This window comes from Actinomadura sp. NPDC049382, assembly GCF_040677125.1.
In the GTDB taxonomy this organism is placed as follows: Bacteria; Actinomycetota; Actinomycetes; order Streptosporangiales; family Streptosporangiaceae; genus Spirillospora; species Spirillospora geliboluensis.
Genome location: NZ_JBFARO010000015.1, coordinates 36,812 through 56,414 on the forward strand (window position 1 = coordinate 36,812; position 19,603 = coordinate 56,414).

General features: G+C 74.1%; 16 protein-coding genes. 9 read left to right on the forward strand and 7 right to left on the reverse strand.

All coding sequences use genetic code 11. The features are described from left to right. Positions 1-6 precede the first annotated feature (6 nt). Positions 7-1,131 carry an amidohydrolase family protein gene (locus tag AB0K34_RS12615; protein ID WP_138637607.1) on the reverse strand — a complete coding sequence of 375 codons (1,125 nt, stop codon included), beginning with the start codon at positions 1,129-1,131 and terminating at the stop codon, positions 7-9. Between the two features lie 108 nt (positions 1,132-1,239). Between AB0K34_RS12615 and AB0K34_RS12620 the strand changes: the two genes are divergently transcribed. Beyond that, entirely contained in the window at positions 1,240-2,685 is a 1,446-nt protein-coding gene (locus AB0K34_RS12620; protein ID WP_205719330.1) for a glutamine synthetase family protein, read from the forward strand. Between the two features lie 61 nt (positions 2,686-2,746). Here AB0K34_RS12620 and AB0K34_RS12625 read toward each other — a convergent pair whose 3' ends face one another. Next, entirely contained in the window at positions 2,747-2,893 is a 147-nt protein-coding gene (locus tag AB0K34_RS12625) for a hypothetical protein (protein ID WP_301176535.1), read from the reverse strand. A 125-nt stretch (positions 2,894-3,018) separates the two neighbouring features. Between AB0K34_RS12625 and AB0K34_RS12630 the strand changes: the two genes are divergently transcribed. Then, a complete protein-coding gene (locus tag AB0K34_RS12630; RefSeq protein WP_138637609.1) occupies positions 3,019-3,552 on the forward strand; it encodes a CGNR zinc finger domain-containing protein in 534 nt (177 codons plus the stop codon). A gap of 60 nt (positions 3,553-3,612) precedes the next feature. Beyond that, positions 3,613-4,959 (forward strand): aromatic acid exporter family protein, encoded by a 1,347-nt coding sequence (locus tag AB0K34_RS12635; RefSeq protein WP_301176534.1) that lies wholly within the window; start codon positions 3,613-3,615, stop codon positions 4,957-4,959. 95 nt (positions 4,960-5,054) lie between these two features. On the opposite strand, the gene AB0K34_RS12640 is transcribed toward AB0K34_RS12635, so the two are convergent. Beyond that, positions 5,055-6,497, reverse strand: a complete 1,443-nt coding sequence (locus tag AB0K34_RS12640) for a hypothetical protein (protein ID WP_301176533.1) — start codon at positions 6,495-6,497, stop codon at positions 5,055-5,057. A gap of 167 nt (positions 6,498-6,664) precedes the next feature. Between AB0K34_RS12640 and AB0K34_RS12645 the strand changes: the two genes are divergently transcribed. Next, entirely contained in the window at positions 6,665-8,194 is a 1,530-nt protein-coding gene (locus AB0K34_RS12645; protein WP_301176532.1) for an ABC transporter substrate-binding protein, read from the forward strand. Here the strand turns inward: AB0K34_RS12645 and AB0K34_RS12650 are convergent. Next, the gene (locus tag AB0K34_RS12650; RefSeq protein ID WP_301176531.1) at positions 8,107-9,510 is read right to left on the reverse strand and encodes an MFS transporter; all 1,404 of its coding nucleotides are present in this window, start codon (positions 9,508-9,510) and stop codon (positions 8,107-8,109) included. The two genes, AB0K34_RS12645 and AB0K34_RS12650, sit on opposite strands and share 88 nt — an antisense overlap. Before the next feature lie 67 nt (positions 9,511-9,577). Here AB0K34_RS12650 and AB0K34_RS12655 point away from each other — a divergent pair, with 67 nt between their 5' ends. Together AB0K34_RS12655 and AB0K34_RS12660 are read left to right on the forward strand one after the other, a co-directional pair. After that, positions 9,578-10,147, forward strand: a complete 570-nt coding sequence (locus AB0K34_RS12655; RefSeq protein ID WP_364547885.1) for a TetR/AcrR family transcriptional regulator — start codon at positions 9,578-9,580, stop codon at positions 10,145-10,147. Positions 10,148-10,208: 61 nt separating this feature from the next. Next, positions 10,209-11,234: a LacI family DNA-binding transcriptional regulator gene (locus AB0K34_RS12660; RefSeq protein WP_138637615.1), complete on the forward strand. Its 1,026-nt coding sequence runs from the start codon at positions 10,209-10,211 to the stop codon at positions 11,232-11,234. Between the two features lie 63 nt (positions 11,235-11,297). Here the strand turns inward: AB0K34_RS12660 and AB0K34_RS12665 are convergent, their stop codons facing one another. Then, positions 11,298-12,353: a polysaccharide deacetylase family protein gene (locus AB0K34_RS12665; RefSeq protein WP_138637616.1), complete on the reverse strand. Its 1,056-nt coding sequence runs from the start codon at positions 12,351-12,353 to the stop codon at positions 11,298-11,300. 201 nt (positions 12,354-12,554) lie between these two features. On the opposite strand from AB0K34_RS12665, the gene AB0K34_RS12670 reads away from it, so the two are divergent. Beyond that, positions 12,555-13,118, forward strand: coding sequence for a TetR/AcrR family transcriptional regulator (locus AB0K34_RS12670; RefSeq protein WP_138637617.1), 564 nt, complete (start codon positions 12,555-12,557; stop codon positions 13,116-13,118). 8 nt (positions 13,119-13,126) lie between these two features. Continuing rightward, positions 13,127-13,912 carry an MBL fold metallo-hydrolase gene (locus AB0K34_RS12675; protein ID WP_138637618.1) on the forward strand — a complete coding sequence of 262 codons (786 nt, stop codon included), beginning with the start codon at positions 13,127-13,129 and terminating at the stop codon, positions 13,910-13,912. Positions 13,913-13,952: 40 nt separating this feature from the next. Here the strand turns inward: AB0K34_RS12675 and AB0K34_RS12680 are convergent, their stop codons facing one another. Beyond that, positions 13,953-16,190 carry an ATP-dependent RecD-like DNA helicase gene (locus tag AB0K34_RS12680; protein ID WP_240807785.1) on the reverse strand — a complete coding sequence of 746 codons (2,238 nt, stop codon included), beginning with the start codon at positions 16,188-16,190 and terminating at the stop codon, positions 13,953-13,955. 65 nt (positions 16,191-16,255) lie between these two features. Here AB0K34_RS12680 and AB0K34_RS12685 point away from each other — a divergent pair, with 65 nt between their 5' ends. Then, positions 16,256-18,436: a M28 family peptidase gene (locus AB0K34_RS12685; RefSeq protein WP_301176529.1), complete on the forward strand. Its 2,181-nt coding sequence runs from the start codon at positions 16,256-16,258 to the stop codon at positions 18,434-18,436. On the opposite strand, the gene mtnA is transcribed toward AB0K34_RS12685, so the two are convergent. After that, the gene (gene mtnA / locus AB0K34_RS12690) at positions 18,426-19,454 is read right to left on the reverse strand and encodes an S-methyl-5-thioribose-1-phosphate isomerase (RefSeq protein WP_138640533.1); all 1,029 of its coding nucleotides are present in this window, start codon (positions 19,452-19,454) and stop codon (positions 18,426-18,428) included. The genes AB0K34_RS12685 and mtnA overlap by 11 nt on opposite strands. Positions 19,455-19,603: the final 149 nt, after the last annotated feature.

Sequence of the window (19,603 nt, forward strand, 5' to 3'; positions counted from 1 at the left end):
CGTTCATCACCGACCATAGACGCGGCGGGCGTTGCCCGACGCGACCAGCCCCGCGACGCGTTCGGCGTCCGCGGCCGCCCACGCGCCGTCCTCCACCCCGCCCGCGAGGAACCCGGCGAGGCCGCGCCGGAACAGCAGCGCGCCCAGGTGGTACAGCTCGGCGAGCCCGAACGCGTCCGAGGAGTACAGCACCTTCCCGAACGGCGCCAGCTCCAGCAGCTCGGCGATCAGCGCGGGCGAGCGGTGCCCGAGGTTGTGCGTCGCGAGCCCCGCGTCGACGTACACGTTCGGGAGCACCTGGGCGAGGTAGCCCGCGTGCCGGTGGAACGGGTAGTTGTGCAGCAGCATCGCGGGGACGGGGTCCATGGCGCGCAGCAGCCCGATCAGCAGCAGCGGGTCGCCGCGGCGCAGGTCGGCGTCCGCGTCCCCGTACCCGACGTGGAACTGGACGGGCAGCCCGGCGTCGACCGCGCACCAGACGAGGAACCGGTGCAGGACCTCGTCGCACACGCGCGGCGCCGTCCCCGCCTCCTCCGCCGCGCGCATCAGCCGCCCGGCCGCCTCCGCCGCCTCCGCGTCGGACGGCCGCTCCCCGGACAGCTCCAGCCCGGCCCGGTAGGCGGCGATCGACTTCGCGCCGGCGGGGCCGCCCGCGTCGATGCGGGCGTCGAGCCGGGCGCGGACCTCGTCGGCGAACCGCGCGGCCTCCACCCCGTCCGCCGCGACCTGCTCGGCGACGGTCTCCAGCCGGACGATCTCGTGGGCGGCGGCCCCGGCGAGCCGGCCGAGCTCGGGCGGGTCGAGGATCGCCTCCGGGCTGTAGCCGGTGTCGACGTACAGCGCGTCCAGGCCGGCCGCGGCGAGGAACCGCCGGTTGACCTCGGCGGCGCCGAGCTCGGCCCGCCGGGCGAGGTAGTCGCCCGGCTCGGCGTGCGCGTCCAGGTCCAGGACGGGCGGACACCAGCGCCGCAGCGCGAACCCCACCTGCGTGTCGAACATGCTCACGCCGGGCGGTCCCGACGTCTCCGCCTCGGTGAGCGACTCCTCGAACTCCGTCCGGTCGAGGTCGCGGCCGAGGACGCCGTGGCAGTGGTGGTCGACCAGCGGCAGCGACTCCAGGTACTCCAGCACGGCGCCCGCCTCCCTGAAACAAGCCGGTGTTCTCCCTACGATGCCCTTACGGGCCCTTACAGGCCGTGCCCGCCTCCTCCGCCGCCACTCCGACCGGGAGCCAGCACCGTGGAACAGACCTCCGAGACCGCGCCCGGCGACCCGGGCCCCGACGCGTACGCGCTCGACGGGCGCGAACGGGCGCGGCTCGGCGGGCGGGCCGCCGAGGCCGCCCGCCGGCTGTCCGGGCAGGGCATCGCGGCGGTCGCGCTGACCTGGGTGGACGTCAGCGGCATCACCCGCACCAAGACCGTCCCGGTGGGCCGGCTGGAGCACGCCGCCGCGTGGGGCGTCGGGATGTCGCCGGTGTTCGACGTGTTCCTGCTGGACGACTCGATCGTCTCCGGCCGGTACATCGGCGGGCCCACCGGCGACCTGCGGCTGCATCCCGTCCTGGAGCGGCTCGTGCCGATGGCGGCGCTGCCCGGCTGGGCGCACGCGCCCGCGCTCCGGTACGCGCAGGACGGCACCCCGCACCCGCTGGACGCGCGGGCCCTGCTGCGCCGCGAGACCGACCGGCTCGCCGCGCGGGGCTGGTCGGTGAAGGCCGCGTTCGAGATCGAGTGGGCGGTGTCGAAGGGCGAGGGGGACGCGTTCGTCCCCGCGTGCAAGGGCCCGGCCTACGGCATGACGCGGGTCACCGAGCTGGCCGGCTACCTGCGGGACGTCCTGCACGCGCTGAAGGAAACGGGCGTCACCGTCGTGCAGCTACACCCTGAGTATGCGGCCGGGCAGTACGAGGTGTCGGTGGCTGCCGAGGACCCGCTCGGCGCGGCCGACACCGCCGTGCTCGTCCGGGAGACGGTCCGGGCCGTCTCGATGGAGCACGGCCTGGCCGCGTCGTTCTCCCCCAAGGTCGACGCCGACTCGGTCGGCAACGGCTGCCACGTGCATCTCAGCCTGTGGCGGCAGGGCGGGTCGGACGGCCCCGCGAACGCGATGGCGGGCGGCTCCGGCCCGTACGGGATGACGGCCGCCGGGGAGTCGTTCGCGGCGGGGATCCTGCACCGGCTCCCGGCGCTGCTGGCGGTCGGCGCGCCGACGGTGGCGAGCTACCTGCGGCTGATCCCGTCGCACTGGGCGAGCGCGTTCGCGTGCTGGGGGCTGGAGAACCGGGAGGCGGCGCTGCGGTTCATCACCGGCGCCGACGGCGAGCGGGCGACGGCGGCGAACCTGGAGGTCAAGTGCCTGGACGCCGCCGCGAACCCGTACCTGCTGCTGGCGGCGCTGCTCGCGGCGGGGCGGGACGGCCTCGGCGCCGACCGGCGGCTGCCCGAGCCGGTGGAGACCGACCCCGCGGGCCTGGCGGAGGAGGAGCGCGCGGCCCGGGGCATCACGCCGCTGCCGGCCTCGCTCGCGGCGGCGGTCGCGGCGTTCGAGGCGGACGCCGCGCTGCGGGACGCGCTCGGCGAGGCGGTCGTCGACACGGTCGCGACCGTCCGGCGCGGGGAGATCGACCTGCTGGACGGCGCGACCCCGGAGGAGATCGCCGCCGCCACCCGCTGGCGCCACTGAGGGAGGTGCGGTGCGGTCTGTGACGGTCCGGTCAGGGACGGTCCGGTTGGAAGAGGGCCGGTCAGAGGCGGTCCGGCGGCGCGCCGGCGGCGCGGCCGGCGGCCACGACGGGGCCCGCGTCGAACCGCTGCACGCGCATCTGCAGCCGGCCGCACGCGCAGCGGGTGTAGGTCACCACGCCCTCGGAGGTCAGGTGCCGCGACAGCACCTCGTACACATCGGACTCGGGCCAGCCACAGCGCGGGCATTCCACGGCGCATCCCCAGGGACGTCTGTAAGGGTTGTACCCAAGATAACATTTACAGACGTCAGGGTGAACCGGAGGCAGGGGTAATGGGCGTCACGGGCTACAAGAGCCACGGGGTATCGGCGGCCGCCGCGCTGGTCAACGCCGTGACCAGCGCGGGCGGGGACGCCTCGGCGGACGCGCTGCGCCGCATCCTGCGCGAGAACGAGTTCTTCTGGCGCGAGTTCGAGGACGCCGACGCCGAGGACTTCCGCGCCTGGGGCCGCATCCTGCGGCCGTTCTTCGAGGCCGAGCGGCTGCAGGACGCGACGGCGCTGCTCAACCGGCTGATGCTGGAGATCCCCATGCATCCGCACCTGTCCGACCACGAGCCGCACGGCCTGCACATGCACTACGCACCGCCCTCGTCCCGGCTCACCCACCGGTTCCGGGCGACCACGCTGATGAACCTCGCCGAGCTGATCGTCGAGCACGGCCTCGGCCGCACCGGGGTCTGCGCCGCCGACGGCTGCGACCGGGTGTACGCCGACACGTCCCGCGCGGGGCGGCGCCGGTTCTGCTCGGAGGCGTGCGCGAACCGGACGAACGTCGCCGCGTTCCGGGCCCGCCGGCGGACGTGATCTGACCCGCATTCTGGGACTTTGCCGCAATATTGCCGGCGTGCGGGAAGGACTCCCGGCATGTCGCTCCCGTTCCAGCGCCGCCGCTCCCGTGCGGGCGACCGCGCATCCGGTGACGGCCGCCGCGCCCGCCGCCCGCCGCTCCGCGTCGCGACGGAGGTGCAGTCCACCGCCTACAAGATCGCCCGGCTGACGCTCACCGCCGTGCTGGCGTTCGTGCTGGCCACGGCCGTGCTGCCGGCGGGCGGGCCGCAGCCGCTGCTGTCCCCGCTGACCGCGCTGCTCGTCGTGCAGTTCTCCGTCGTCGGGACGATCAAGGCGAGCATCCTGCGGGTCGCCGCGGTCACCTCCGGGGTGCTGGTCGCGGTGATGGCCGCGAGCACCATCGGGTTCTCCTGGTGGACGCTCGGCCTCACCATCCTCGCCGCGCTGGTCATCGGGCACGTCCTGCGGCTCGGCGAACACGTGCTGGAGGTGCCGATCTCCGCGATGCTGATCTTCGCGCTGGGCGCGGCCAGCGAGGCGGGCGCGGCCGAGCGGGTGCTGGAGACGCTGATCGGCGCCGCCACCGGGCTGGCCGCGACGCTGCTGGTCCCCTCGGTGCGGGTCCGCCCGGCGGAGGAGGCCGTCGAGGACATCTCGGGCAAGCTGCGGACGCTGATCGAGGAGATCGCCGAGGGGCTGCGCGGCGACCGGACCGCGGGCGAGGCCGCCCGCTGGCAGGAGGAGGCCGAGCGGCTCGCCCGCGAGATCGGCCGGACCGACCGCGACCTCGGCGCCGCCGAGGAGAGCGTCCGGCTCAACCCGCGGGCGCGGCGGCTCGTGGACGCCGGCGTCGCGCTGCGCAACGCCATGGAGACCATGGAGCACTGCATGCTCTCGCTGCGCGGGCTGACCCGGTCGCTGGCCGACGACGAGCGGTTCGGCGAGCGGGGCCGGCTGATGACCGACCCGCTGCTGCGCCGCGAACTCGGCGACGCCCTCGCCGGGATCGCCGCGAGCATCGCCGCCTACGGCCGCCTCGCCCGCTCCGACCTCGCCCGCGACGCCCGCCCGTTCCACGCCGAGCACGACCTGGAGGTGCGGGTGGACGTGGCCCGCGAGCGCCGCGCCCGGCTCCGCCGGGAGCTGCACGGGCGGGCCGCGGCCGGGGACCTGTGGCCGCTGTACGGGGAGGTGTCGATGGACGTCGACCGCCTCATCGAGAACCTGCGCGTCGAGCACCGGGCCCGCGCCCGGGAGCACTGGCGGCGGCACCGCGGCGCGGAGCGGCACCTGCCCGCCCGGCCGGCCCAGGTCGTCCAGCAGGCCGGGCACCAGCTGCGCCGGGCCGCCGGGTCCGCCGTCCAGGCCGCCGAGCGCACCGCCCGCCACCCCGGCGACAAGCGCTCACACGACGGGCGCTGACACGACGGGACCCATACGAGCGGCCTTGATACAGACCGGCGCTGTGACGGCGAAGGCCCGCCCCTGGCCGGGGCGGGCCTTCGAGTGCCGCGGTGTCAGCGGAAGGTCGGCTCCAGGACGTCGACGCCGCGCGTGTTGTCGGCGACGTAGACGTACTTGCCGTGCCAGTAGGGCTGCCAGGACGCGGCGTCCGCCGGCCGGTAGTAGGCGACCTGCCGGGGGTTCGTCGGGTCGCGGACGTCCAGGAACCGCGTGCCCTGCGAGTAGAACGACTGGACGATCACGCCGTCGCGGACGTCGAAGTAGTGGGCGGAGCAGTCCGTGCTGGTGGGGTCGCTGCCCTCCTTGCCCGCCACGCCCCACGTCCCGACGGTGTGCAGGCGGAACTTGTTCTCCGGCGTGGACCGCCAGCCCTCACCGCCGTAGGAGCCCTCCAGCGACGCGATGACGAGCAGCCCGTCGTTGGCGCAGCCGTCGTTGAAGGTCTCCTCGGTGATGTACAGCAGCTTGCCGTTGCCCCACCTGCGCGGGTCGGCGGCCTGGTTCCGCGTGCCGCCGACCGCCCGGTAGCTGTTGTGCATGAAGGTGGAGTTGGTGGTGGCCTCGTCGAGGCCACCGCCCGCGAACGGGACGGGGTCGACGGCCGTGGCCTTCCGCCACTTCTTCGCCACCGGGTCGTAGTGGCGGCCGGTGGTGTAGTACCCGCGCACGCCGCCGCGCCCGGACGCCCACGCGACCCCGTTGGAGTCGACCTGGATGTCGTGGGTGTAGTCGGTCTTGCCGTCGTTGCGGCCGGTGTCGATCGGGTCCTGGTGGACCTTCGGCTTGGCCGGGTTCCGGACGTCGGTCACCCAGACCGGGCGGCCGCCCCAGTCGGCGGGCATCCAGTCGGCCTTGGCGGGACCGCCCGTCCACAGGTACTTGCAGTCGTTCACGCACGTCGTGGTGTGCCCGGCCGGGACCTTGACGTAGGTGATCTGGCGCAGGCTCTCCGGCTTGGACGCGTCCACGACGTAGATGCCCGACTCGCCGGTCCGGGTGTTGCCGCCGAACGCGCGCGGGTCCCGGGACAGGTAGATGATCTTGCGCTTGGGGTCGAAGTCGGTGTCCTCGGTCTCCCACATGCCGGGCATGTTCAGCTGCCCGACCAGCTTGGGGACCTTGGGGTCGGCGGTGATGTCGTAGGCCTTCAGCCCGAAGTCGCCGGTCGCGTACATGATCGTGCGCTTGTGCCGGCCGTGGCCGTAGTCCATGAACATCAGGGAGATGGCGCCCTTGGCGTCGGTCACGCCGCCGACGCGCCGCACGCCCTTGACCGCCTCGGACTTCTCGGTCGCCGCGGCGTCCGCCCGGTGGAAGTGCCCGGCGTGGCCGCCGGTCCCCTCCGCCTGGGCGGCCTGCCCCGCGGCCTGGGTGGTCTGGTTCTCGGGCTCGGGCGGGCATGCCCAGGCGCTGCCGGCCAGCAGCGCCACGGACGCCGCGACCGCCACGCCGCCCTGGATCAGGCGCCCGGCGGGGATGGATGTGCGGGGGAGCATCGCGCCTCCACGGAAGAGGATCATCGCAAGCGCCAGTGTGACCGCGGCCACGTGCTTGATCAACAGGCGGCCGGTCACGAAATGGACTCAGGACCGTAAGGACTGGTGGGACCTGTCCGGCTGCTCTACGCTCGCGGCGTCGGCCGGCTCCGGCTCCCAGGAGAGGCATGAAGAGTTCCACGCGTACCGCGGCCCTGGTCACCGGGGCGGTGGTGGTGCTGCTGGCCCCCGTCGCGGCCCTGCGGGCGTGGAGCGAGCCCGCCGACCCGCGGATCGCGGTCGGCGCCGCCGCCCCGGCGACGCTGCTGCCGGGCGACGTCCGCGACACGTCCGGGCGCATGATCGCGAACGCGGTGTGGACGGGCCTCGTCTCCTACGACCCGGAGACCGGCGCGCCCGCGAACGCCGCCGCCGCGTCGGTCACCAGCCCGGACCGGCGGGTGTGGACGGTCCGGCTGCGGCCCGGCGCGACGTTCCAGGACGGCTCGCCCGTCACGTCCCGCTCGTTCACCGGCGCCTGGACGGCCGCCCTGCGCGAGGGCTGGGCGGGCGCGCGCCTGTTCACCGACGTCGCGCACGTCAAGGGCGCCCGGCGGGGCGCGGAGAGCGTGGCCGGGCTCACGGTGAAGGACGACCTGGCCTTCGAGGTGACGCTCGACCGTCCGCTGAGCGGATTCCCCGCCCTCCTCGGCGACCCCGCGTTCTTCCCGCTCCCGGACAGCGTCCTCACATCGCGCGACTGGGCGTCCTATGGGCGGAGACCGGTCGGGAACGGCCCGTTCACGGTGGCGTCGCGGAGCGCGCGGGAGATCGTCCTGCGGCCCCGGTCGGGCAAGGGCCGCTCGGTGGCCGTGAAAGTGATGCCGGACGCGAAGGCGCAGTACAGCGCCACGGCCACGGGCGAACTGGACGTCGCCACGCAGGTGCCGCCCGACCGGCACGAGTCGATGGAGGCCGACTTCGGGGACCGGCACCGCGCCGTCCCCGGCCGGGACGTGACGTACCTGGCGTTCCCGGCGTGGGCGGAGCGGCTGGCGTCCCCCACGGTCCGGTCGGCGCTGTCGATGGCGATCGACCGGTCCGCGGTGACCGAGGGGGCGCTCGGGCACCAGTACTCCCCCGCCGACTCCCTCATGGCGCCGGGCATCCTCCCCGGCCGCCGCGAGGGGCAGTGCCGGCTGTGCGTGCACGACTCGAAGGCCGCCGTCGCCGCGCTCTCCGACGCGGGCGGGCTGACGGGGCCGCTGAACATCTGGTACGAGGCGGACCGGGGCGACGACGCCTGGGTCAGGGCGGTCGCCGGCCAGCTCCGCAAGGAACTCGAGCTCGACGCGCGCCCCCGCCCGGTCACCGGCCTGCGCGAGGCCGTGGCCGGCCGCGAGGTGGACGGCCCCTTCGTCGTCCACACCACGGCCGCCTACCCCGCGCCCGTCGCCGCGCTCACCCCGCTGCTGGCCGCCGGGACCGGGTTCGACGACGCCTACACGACCGGCCTCGTCGCCGACGCCGAGAAGGCCGCCACCGCCGACGACGGGGTGATCCCCGCGCGCCTCGCGGAGAGCGCGATGCTGCGGGACATGCCCGCGATGCCGCTGTGGTCCGCCCACGATCACCTGGTCTGGTCGGAGCGGGTGCGCGGCGTGACCGCGGGCGCCTTCACCGGCCTGCGCCTCGACCGGCTGGCGCTCAGGAGGTAGAGGGCCGGAAGCGCGCCGGCCAGGGCCAGCGCCGCCGCGGTGAGCAGCATCCCGCCGACCCCGGCCAGGCCGTAGGGGACGCCGAGGACCGCGACGCCCACCGCGATGCCGAGCTGCTTGGCGGTGTTCGTGATCCCGGCGGCGACGCCCGCGCGCTCGGCCGGGGCCGCCTCCAGGGCGACCTGGCTGGACACCAGGTTGCCGATCGCCGCGAGCCCGCCGAGGGCGAATCCCGGCACCATCGCGGGCCACGAGCCCGTCCGGTACGTCGCGGCGAGCAGCAGCGTCGACAGCACGGTCAGCAGCGGCCCGGCCGCCACGAGCGCGGCGGACGGGACGCGGTGCGCGACCCGCGCGAGCAGCAGCGGCGCGGCCAGCGCCGGCGCGCTGTAGGTGAGGAACCAGAGGCCCGCCTGCGCCGGCGGGGTGCCCATCGGGCCCTGCACGTAGAGCGAGAAGTAGGCCAGGGACCCGGTGCCGGCGGCGTGCGAGAACAGCGCTGCGGACGCGTTCGCCGTGTACAGGCCGTCCCGCAGCAGCGACAGGTCGATCATGGGTTCGGGGACGCGGCGCCGTACGAGGACGGTGAGCGCGGCGGCGCCCGCCGCAGCCGGGAGCAGGACGCCGGGCGCGTGCCAGCCCAGCCGGGGGATCTCGATGAGCGCCCACAGCAGCCCGCCGAGGCCCGCCGTCAGGAGCACGGCGGCGGCCGGGTCGAGCGGGCGGGGCCGCGGGTCCCGCGACTCGGGCACGGTCAGGGCGGCGACGGCGAACGCGGCGGCGCCGACCGGCACGTTGAGGAAGAAGATCGCCCGCCAGCCGAGCAGCCCGGTGAGCGCGCCGCCGACCAGCGGGCCGGTCGCGATGGCGGCGCCCGCCGCGGCGGCGTACACCCCGAGCGCCCGGTTGCGGCCGCGGCCCGCCGGATACGCCGCCGCGAGCAGCGGCGACGCCGTCCCGTAGAGCACGGCCGCGCCGATCCCCTGCACGGCGCGGAAGGCGTCCAGCACGGGCGCCGACGGCGCGAGCCCGCAGGCCAGGGACGCGCCCGTGAAGGCGGCGAGCCCGCCGAGCAGCATGCGGCGGCGGCCCAGCCGGTCGGCCAGCGCGCCCGCCGTGAGCAGCAGCCCGGCGAGCGCGAGCGCGTAGGCGTCGACCGCCCACTGCACCTCCGCGAGGCCGGCGCCGAGGCCGCGGCGCATGTCGGGGAGCGCGATGTTCACCCCGACGAGGTCGAGGACGAGCAGGTACCCGGCGGCCGAGGCGACCGCGAGGGTCCAGGCCGGGCGCCGGCGAGGGGGCTGGCGAGGGGGCATGGGTCCGGACCTCTCGTTAATATACGGCGTAGATATACGGCGTATATTAACCGCTAGACTGCCGGTCATGAAGACCCCCGCGCCGCGCGGTCGCGGCACCCGCGGCCTCACCCGCGAGGAGGTGCTGGACGCGACCCTGGACCTCGCCGAGGAGCGCGGCCTCGACGCGGTGAGCATGCGCGGCGTCGCCGACCGGCTCGGCGTGACGCCGATGGCGCTCTACCGGTACGTCGGCGACAAGCAGGGCCTCCTGGACGGCCTGGTCGAGCGCCTCATCCGGGAACTGCCGGACGACGACCCCGCGCTGCCCTGGCAGGACCGGCTCCGCGCGTTCGGCGCCGGGGTGCGCGAGGTCGCGCGGCGCCATCCGGCGGTGTTCCTGCTGCTGTTCACGCGGCCGACCGTGACCGGGGAGGCCCGGCGGGCCCGCGACGCGGTGCAGGCGATGCTGCGCAGCGCCGGGGTGCCGGAGGACGTCGTCCCGCCGCTGCAGCGGCTGCTGGACACGATCGGGCTGGGGCTCGCGGCGTCCGAGGCCAACGGCCGGTTCACCGGCACCGCCGAGGACGTCGACCGGGTCTACGACCTCGCGGAGGACCTGCTCATCGCCGCCGTCGAGCGCTACGCGCGGCAGTGATCTGCGTCTCCGCGCGGGTACCGGCTTTCGGAGCCGCCGCCGAGATCCTTATGCTTCCAGCATGCAGCAGGAGGACGAACCCGGCCGGGTGACCCTGGCCCAAGTGGCGGATCAGGCCGGCGTCTCCATTTCGACAGTTTCGAAAGTGCTCAACGGCCGCGAGGACGTCGCCCGCAAGACCCGCCTCCGGGTGGAGCGCCTGCTGGAGCACCACGGCTACCGGCGCGGCTCCCGGTCGGGCCCCGACGCGCCGCTCATCGAGATCGTCCTCCACGAGATCGAGAGCCTGTGGACCATGGAGCTGATCCGCGGGGTGGAGAGCGTCGCCAAGGCCAACGGCGCGAGCCTGGTGCTGACCGAGAGCGGCACCCGGCACTCCCCCGGCCCCGAGTGGATCAGCGGGGTGCTGCGCCGCCGCCCGCTCGGCGTCGTGCTGCTGTTCTCCAGCATGCCGCCGGAGTACAAGAAGCGGCTGCGGTCCCGCTCGATCCCGTTCGTCATCATCGACCCCGCCGGGGACCCCGAGCCCGACGTCCCGTCGGTCGGCTCGGCCAACTGGTCCGGCGGCCTCGCGGCGACCCGGCACCTCATCGACCAGGGGCACCGGCGCATCGCGATCATCACCGGGCCCGCGGACATGCTGTGCTCGGTCGCGCGGCTGGACGGCTTCCGCTCCGCGATGAGCATGGCCGGGCTGGACGTCGAGCCGTCGTACGTCTCCTACGGCGACTTCCACGTGGACGGCGGCTTCGAGCGGGCGATGGAGCTGCTCGGCCGGCCCGACCGGCCGACCGCGATCTTCGCCGGGAGCGACCTGCAGGCGCTCGGCGTGCTGGAGGCCGCGCGGGTGCACGGGCTGCGCGTCCCGGACGACCTGTCGGTGGTCGGCTACGACGACGTCGCGGTGGCGCCCTGGGCGAGCCCCGCGCTCACGACCGTCCACCAGCCGCTGCGGCAGATGGCGGAGTCCGCCGCGCAGATCATCCTCGGCATCCGCAACGGGGAGCCGGTCGCGACGCGGCTGGAGCTGTCGACCAGCCTCGTCGTCCGCAAGAGCACCGCGCCGCCGCCTCCCGAGCAGGGCTGACGGCGGCGCACCTCCCCACGGCCGGGGCGGGGTCACCGGGAAGGCGCCCCGGGGTGGGCCCGTTCAGCCGGTCCGGCAGGAGACGTCGGGCCAGGTCCAGTTGCCGTTGTGCTGGATCGTGAAACCGAAGGTGTTGCCGCCGCCGTTCGGCCGCATCGTCATCACGGTGCCGGTGGCGTCCCACGTCGGCGAGCCGTTCCAGGTCGCGATGATCTTCTGCGGGCTGTGCACGGTCACGGTGGCGATCCAGTTGGTCGCGCCGGAGATGGTGACCGACAGGTTGAACCGGTCGCTCCACTGCTGGCCCTGGGTGATCTGCGCGGTGCAGGAGCCGCCGCCGGGCGGCGGAGTGCTCCCGCCGCCGTCGGGGGCGACGGCGCGTCCGGTGGACGGCGAGATCATGCCGGGGCACAGGTTGCGGCTCTTGAGGTTCGCGACGATCTGCGGGATGGCCTGGATCGTCGTGCCGTACCCGTCGTGCATGAGGATGACCTGGCCGTTCTGGAGCTGGCTCGCCCGCTGCACGATCTGGGCGGTGGACGCGCCGTTCCAGTCCTGCGAGTCGACGTCCCAGATGACCTCGGTCAGTCCGAGCTGCTGCTCGACCGCCCGCAGCGTCGAGTTGGTCTCCCCGTAAGGCGGCCGGAACAGCCGGGGCACGGTGCCGGTCTGCTGCTGGATCACCTGCTGCGTCCGCTGCAGCTCCGAGAGCATCTGCGACTGCGACATCTGGGTGAGGTGCGGATGCGTCCAGCTGTGGTTGCCGATCCACATGCCGGCGTTCTTCTCCGCGCTGACCAGCGACGGGTTGTTCTGGGCGTTCTGCCCGATGTTGAACAGCGTGGCGCGGACGCCGTTCTGCTGCAGGGTGGACAGCAGAGTCGACGTGAAGCCGGACGTGGGCCCGTCGTCGTAGGTCAGGCCGACGTAGCCGGCGCTGCAGTCGTCGGCGGCGAGCGGCGCGGCGGCGGGTGCGCGCTGGGCCGCCAGTCCGGCCGCGGCCGGCAGGCCCACCAGTAAGGCGGCCGCCAGGGTCAGGACGGCGGTGAGGATCAGCGGGCGGCGGGCGCCGGAGGGTCTTCTCCCGGACGCGCCGGGCAGGGGAGCGTGCTGGGTCATTCCGTGTTCCTCCAGGGGCGGGGGACCTCATTGTGGAAACGCCCTCGAAATGTGTCAATACATCGAAAGGAACTTTCGGTCGTCAAATTCTTCTGAGATCTCGATCATTGCTTGCGAAATGGGAATACGCTGTCGAAACATTTCGAGAAGCGTCGGGTGAGCACTTGGACTTTGTAGACCGGTCTGTCTAGTCTGTCGGGCATGGCACCGCGCGGAGAGACGAGAGAGCGGGTCCTGCGGACGGCCGCGGACCTGTTCCAGCGGCAGGGGTACCACGGCACCGGGGTGAACCAGGTGCTCGGGGAGAGCGGCGCGCCGAAGGGCTCGCTGTACTTCCACTTCCCGGACGGCAAGGAGCAGCTCGCGGCCGAGTCGGTGGCGCTGTCCGGCCGGACGGTCGCCGAGGCGCTCACCGCGGCCGTCCTCGCCGCGCCGGACGGGCGGGCCGGCCTCGCGGCCATCGGCGAGCACTTCGCCCGGAGCCTTCTGGAGTCGGACTTCGGCAAGGGCTGCCCCATCGCGACCGTGGCCCTGGAGACGGCCGGCGCGAGCGAGGCCCTCCGCGCCGCCTGCGACACCGCCTACGGGGAGTGGCTGGACGGCCTCCGCGCCGCGCTGCGGGGCTGGGGGGTGCCGGAGGAGCGGGTCGGCCCGCTGGCCGCGCTGGTCCTGTCGTCCCTGCAGGGCGCCATCATGCTCGCCCGCGTCCAGCGGGACGTGACCGTCATCCACGAGGTCACCCGCCAGCTCGCCGACCATCTGTGAGGAGTCCCATGCGCGTTCACCACCTCGACTGCGCCCCCATGCGGGAGATCGAGCCCGCCGACGGGCCGGAGAGCCCGCTGCGGCCGGCGCGGGCCGCCGGTCATGTGCTGCTGGTCGAGACGGACTCGTCCGGCCTGCTCCTCGTGGACGCCGGGATCGGCCTCGGCGACGTCGAGCGCCCGTCCGAGCGGCTGCTCGACGACTGGGTGGAGATGGCCGGGCCGACGCTGGACCCGGCCGCGACCGCCGTCCGGCAGGTCGAGGCGCTCGGCTACTCCCCCGCCGACGTCCGGCACATCGTCCCGACGCACCTGCACCGCGACCACGCGGGCGGGCTGAGCGACTTCCCGGACGCGGCCGTGCACGTCTTCGAGGCGGAGCGGGCGGACGGCGGCAAGACCCCGGCGCAACTCGCCCACGGCCCGGAATGGGTGGCCTACGCGGACGGCGAGGGCGAGACCTGGCACGGGTTCGACGGCGTCCGGGCCCTGGACGGCGTGGCCGGGGAGATCCTGCTCGTCCCGATCGGCGGGCACACGCCGGGCCACGCGGGCGTCGCGGTGCGGGACGGGGACCGCTGGCTCCTGCACGCCGGGGACGCGTACATGTACCACGGGGAGGTCGACCGCCCCGAGCCGGTGACGCATCCGCTGATGGAGCTCGTCCAGGCGGGCGGCGAGGTGGACCGGGAGCTGCGGCTCGCGAACGTCGCCCGGCTGCGGGAGCTGGCGCGCGGCGGCGAGGTCGAGGTGTTCTGCGCCCACGACCCCTGGGAGCTGGCCCGCTACCGCTGAGCCGGCCACCACGGGACAGGCCCTACCGCTGGGACAGGCCCTATCGCTGGGACAGCCGGTGGGCGAGGGCGGTGTGGCGGCGGCCCGCGCCCGCGGTGCGGACGGCGGCGGCGAGGGCGCGCCGCGAGCCGACCAGCACCACCAGCTTCTTCGCCCGCGTGATGCCGGTGTAGAGCAGGTTGCGGCGCAGCATCATCCACGCGCCGGTGGTGAGCGGGACGACGACCGCCGGGTACTCGCTGCCCTGCGAGCGGTGGATCGTGATCGCGTAGGCGTGGGCCAGCTCGTCCAGCTCGTCGAAGGCGTAGCCGATGCTCTCGTCCTCGTCGGTGAGGACGGTGAGCGACTGCTCCTCCAGGTCGACCTTCGTGACGACGCCGACCGTGCCGTTGAAGACGCCCGCCTCGCCCTTGTCGTAGTTGTTGCGGAGCTGGGTGACCTTGTCGCCGACGCGGAAGACGCGGCCGCCGTAGCGGCGCTCGGGGCGGGCGTCGTCGTGCGGGGTCAGCGCCTCCTGCAGGAGCGCGTTCAGCGAGCCCGCCCCGGCGGTGCCCCGGTGCATGGGCGCGAGGACCTGGACGTCGCGCCGCGGGTCGAGCCCGAACTTGCGCGGGATGCGGTTGGCGACGACGTCCACGGTCAGCTCGGCGGCCTCGTCCTGCTCCTCGCACGGGAACAGGAAGAAGTCGGCGTAGCCGCGGGTGTGCGGGTGCTCGCCGGCGTTGACGCGGTGCGCGTTGACGACGATGCCGGACTCCTGCGCCTGCCGGAAGATCTTCGTGAGCCGGACGCGCGGGATGACCTCGGCGCCGAGCAGGTCGGCGAGGACCTCGCCCGCGCCGACGGACGGAAGCTGGTCGACGTCCCCGACGAGCAGCAGGTGCGCGCCGCGCGGGATCGCCTTCACCAGCTTGTTCGCCAGGATCAGGTCGACCATGGAGCTCTCGTCGACCACGACGAGGTCGGCGTCGAGCGGGGTGTCCTGGTCGTACTTGGGGTCGCCGCCCGGCTGGAGCTGGAGCAGCCGGTGCACGGTGGCGGCCTCGTGCCCGGTCAGCTCGGCGAGCCGCTTGGCGGCCCGCCCGGTCGGCGCCACCAGGACGATCTTGGCATGCTTCGCGGCGGCCAGTTCCACGACCGAGCGGACGGTGAAGCTCTTGCCGCAGCCGGGGCCGCCTGTCAGCACCGACACCTTGGACGTCAGCGCGAGCCTGACGGCCTCCTCCTGCTCGGCGGCGAGGGCCTGGCCGGTGCGCCGCCGCAGCCACGGGAGGGCCTTGTCCCAGTCGACGTCGGCGAACGCCTTGAGCCGGTCGGTAGGGGCGTCGAGGAGGTCGAGGAGGCCGCGGGCGAGCGAGCGCTCGGCCCGGTGGAACGGCACGAGGTAGACGGCGGGGATGGTGGCGGCGTCGTCGCCGTCCCCCGGGATCGGCTCCCGGACGACGCCCTCGTCGCGGGCCAGCTCGTCCAGCGCCGGGACGATCAGCTCCTTCGGCACGCCGAGGATCTTCTCCGCCGCGGTGACGAGGTTCGGCTCGGGCAGGAAGCAGTGCCCGTCGTCGGCGGCCTCCGACAGCGTGTACTGGAGGCCCGCCTTGATCCGCTCGGGGCTGTCGTGCGGGATGCCGACGGCCTGCGCGATCGTGTCGGCCGTCTTGAACCCGATGCCCCACACGTCGGAGGCGAGCTGGTACGGCCGCTTGCGCACCGTGTCGATCGACTGGTCGCCGTACTGCTTGTAGATGCGGACGGCGAGGGACGTGGAGACGCCGACGCCCTGCAGGAAGACCATCACCTCCTTGATGGCCTTCTGCTCCTCCCACGCGTCCCCGATCCGCTTGCTGCGCTTCGGGCCGAGGCCGCGGACCTCCACGAGCCGCTTCGGCTCCTCCTCGATGACGCGGAGGATGTCGGTGCCGAAGTGCTCGACCATCCGGTCGGCCATCACCGGCCCGATCCCCTTGATCATGCCGGAGCCGAGGTAGCGGCGGATGCCCTGGATCGTCGCCGGCAGCACGGTCGTGTACGAGTCGACCTCGAACTGCTTCCCGTACTTGGGGTGCGAGCGCCACCGGCCGGTCAGCCGCAGGCTCTCCCCCACCTGCGCGCCGAGCAGCGCGCCGACCACGGTGAGCAGGTCGCTCCCGCTCTTGGCGGTCGCGACGCGCGCGACGGTGTACCCGGTGTCCTCGTTGGCGTAGGTGATCCGTTCCAAGACCGCGTCAAGCTCCGCCGGTCGCGGCGCGGCGCTGGGGTCGGGGCTCGGGGAGGTCGGCACGATCACCATGATGGACGATCCGGCCGGCGGGATGGCCGGATCCGGCAGGCGCACTGGATCTCCGCATGATCGGGACGTACGTTCCGGGCGCACCCGTACCGCACCTTCAGCAGGCGTACTGGGAGGTAACGCTGGTGTTCCGCTCCCGAACCCGGGCACTGGCGGCGCTGAGCGCCCCCGCCCTCGCACTCACCATGGCCGCCGTCCCCGCCGCGGCCTCGTCCCCCGCCCCGCCCGGCTCGATCGCGGGCTTCACCGACGCGCACGCGACGTGGCAGCGGCAGTACGAGCGGCTGTTCAGCACCGTGCCGTCCGCGCGGACCGCCCGCGCCCTGGACGCCGAACTGGCGCGCGAACCGGGGCTGACCACGACGACCGGCGACTGGCACCGCGTCCAGCGGATCGTCCGGCATTTCCGGTCGTACGGACTGAAACCCGAGATCCGGACGTACTACGCGTACCTGTCGATGCCGCAGCGCGTGAAGATCGACATGACCGCGCCCCGGCACCGGGCGCTGCCGGTCAAGGAGAAGAAGCGGCCCTGGCAGGAGTACTACGACCAGGTCATCCCCGGGCACAACGGCTTCTCGCCGTCCGGGGACGTCCGGGGCGAGGTCGTGTACGCCAACTACGGGCGGCCGGAGGACTTCGACCTCCTCGCGAAGAAGGGCGTCTCGGTCAAGGGCAAGATCGTCCTCGTCCGGTACGGGGCGGTGTTCCGCGGGATCAAGCCGCGCGAGGCCGCCAAGCGCGGCGCCAAGGGCGTGCTCATCTACTCCGACCCCGCCGACGACGGCTACGCGAAGGGCGCGGTGTACCCGGACGGGCCGTGGCGCGCCCCGGACGGCATCCAGCGCGGCAGCATCGCGCAGATCCAGCTCGCCGCCGGCGACCCGCAGACCCCCGGCTGGGCCTCGGTGAAGGGGGCGCACCGCGTCCCGCCGTCGCAGGCCCCGATGCTGAAGGGGCTCATCCCGACCGCGCCGATCTCCTACGGCGCCGCCGAGCCGCTGCTGCGCGCGCTCAAGGGCGAGCAGGCCCCGAAGGACTGGCAGGGCGGCCTGCCGTTCCCCTACCGGCTCGGGCCGGGCGGCACGAAGGTCCACCTCGATCTGCGGAACAAGTACCAGGTGCGTCCGCTGTGGGACGTCACCGTGCGCATCCCCGGCAGCGAGCACCCCGAGCAGGAGGTCATCCTCGGCGCGCACCACGACGCGTGGACGTACGGCAGCAGCGACAACCTGTCCGCCACGGAGAACGTGCTCCAGGTGGGGCGCGCTCTGGGCAAGCTCCTCAAGGAGGGCTGGCGGCCCAAGCGCACCGTCGTCCTGGCCACCTGGGACGGTGAGGAGTACGGGCTCTTCGGCTCCACCGAGTACGCGGAGGAGCGGGCGGAGCAGCTCCGCAACGCCGTCGCCTACGTGAACATGGACGGCGCCGCGGGCTCGCACTTCGGCGCGTCGGCGACCCCGGCGCTGGACCAGTCGGTCATCGACGCGTCCAAGGAGGTGTCCTGGCCCGGCACGGACGGGACGCTGCACGAGGCGTGGAAGGCGCAGAACGACGGGAAGACGCCGATCGACCGCATCGGCGGCGGCTCGGACTTCCAGGCGTTCTTCCAGCGGTACGGCGTGCCCGCGATGGACGTCGGCGCCGCGTCGCCGGGCAGCGCCGGGAACTACCACTGCGCGTGCGACGACTACTACTGGATGTCGCACTTCGGCGACCCGACCTGGGAGTACCACGCGGCGATGTCGCGGCTGGCCGGCATCGCGACGCTGCGGCTCGCGAACGCCGACGTCGTCCCGATGGGCTACCGACCGTACGCGGCGGAGACGGTGCGGTACCTGGAGGCGTTCGCCGCCGAGCAGCGCGAGCGGCTCGGGTCCGTCGCCGTGGACGTCTCCCGCGACATCGCGCAGGCCAAGGCGTGGCAGCGCGCCGCCGAGGCGCTGCAGGCGCGCGCGGGCGAGGCGCTCCGCGCGGGCGACGCCACCGCGTTCCGCCGCCTCAACGCCAAGATCATGCAGACCGAGCGGGACCTGCTGACGGCGGCGGGGCTTCCGGGCCGCCCCTGGTACCGGCACCAGATCTACGCGCCGGGCATCGACACCGGGTACGCCACGCAGCGGCTCCCCGCGCTCAACGACGCCCTGTTCGTCGACCGCGACGTCCGCACCGCCAAGGCGTACGAGGCGCGGCTGTACGAGAGCCTGCGCGCCGCCACCCGCACCCTCACGCCCTGAACCGGGCGGGGGTGGTGCCCGCCGACACCTCCAGCACGCCCGTCTCGGTGACCAGCGCGGTCACGAGGCGGGCGGGGGTGACGTCGAACGCGGGGTTGAAGGCGTCCACGCCCTCGGGGGCGGTGCGGGCTCCGCCCCAGGCCAGCACCTCGTCGGCGGGGCGCTCCTCGATCGGGATCCCGGTGCCGTCCGGGAGCGCCGGGTCGACGGTGCTCCACGGGGCGGCGACGACGAGCGGGATCCCCGCCTCCCGGCAGGCGAGCGCCACGCCCACCGAGCCGATCTTGTTGGCGGTGTCGCCGTTGGCGGCGATCCGGTCGGCGCCGATGACGGCGACGTCGACCAGTCCGCGCAGGATCGTGCTCGGCGCGGCCCCGTCCGCCTGGACGACGCACGGGATGCCGGCCCGGTCGAGTTCCCACGCGGTGAGCCGCGCGCCCTGCAGCAGCGGGCGGGTCTCGTCGGCGTAGACCATCTCGACGCGGCCGCGCTCGTGCAGGTTCCGGACCACGCCGAGCGCCGTCCCCCAGCCGGCGGTGGCGAGCGCGCCCGCGTTGCAGTGCGTGAGGACGCGCAGGGGCCGGTCGCCCACCCGGCGCAGGATCCAGTCGGCGCCGAACGCGCCGATCGCGCGGTTGCCGCGCACGTCCTCGTCCAGCAGCGCCTGCGCCTCGGCCGCCACCGCGTCGGCGCCCTTGGCGACGAACGGCAGCACGCGGTCGACCCCCGCCGCGAGGTTGACCGCCGTCGGCCGGGCCTCGCGCACCTCCGCGATCGCGGCGTCGCGGGCGGCGTCGTCCCATCCCTCGCGGGCCGCCTGGAGGACGGCGACGGCGACGCCGAACGCGCCCGCGACGCCCAGCGCGGGCGCGCCGCGCACGACCAGGCGGCGGATCGCGTCCACGAGCGTCCCGACGTCGCGGGCCACGACGTACTCCACCCGCCCGGGCAGGACGGTCTGGTCCAGCAGGCGCAGCCCGTCGCCGGTCCACTCCAGGGTTCGCACGTCGTTCGTCATACCGCCCATGATGCCCGCAAAATACCGCGAACCCCGACGCCACCGGGCTTTCCCCCCTCCGCGACTCCGCTGCGTGACCTGCGATAACTTGACAGAGGTCGAACCTGTGTTCGAAATTGTGCGGGGACGGATGTGAGAGGAGGGCGACG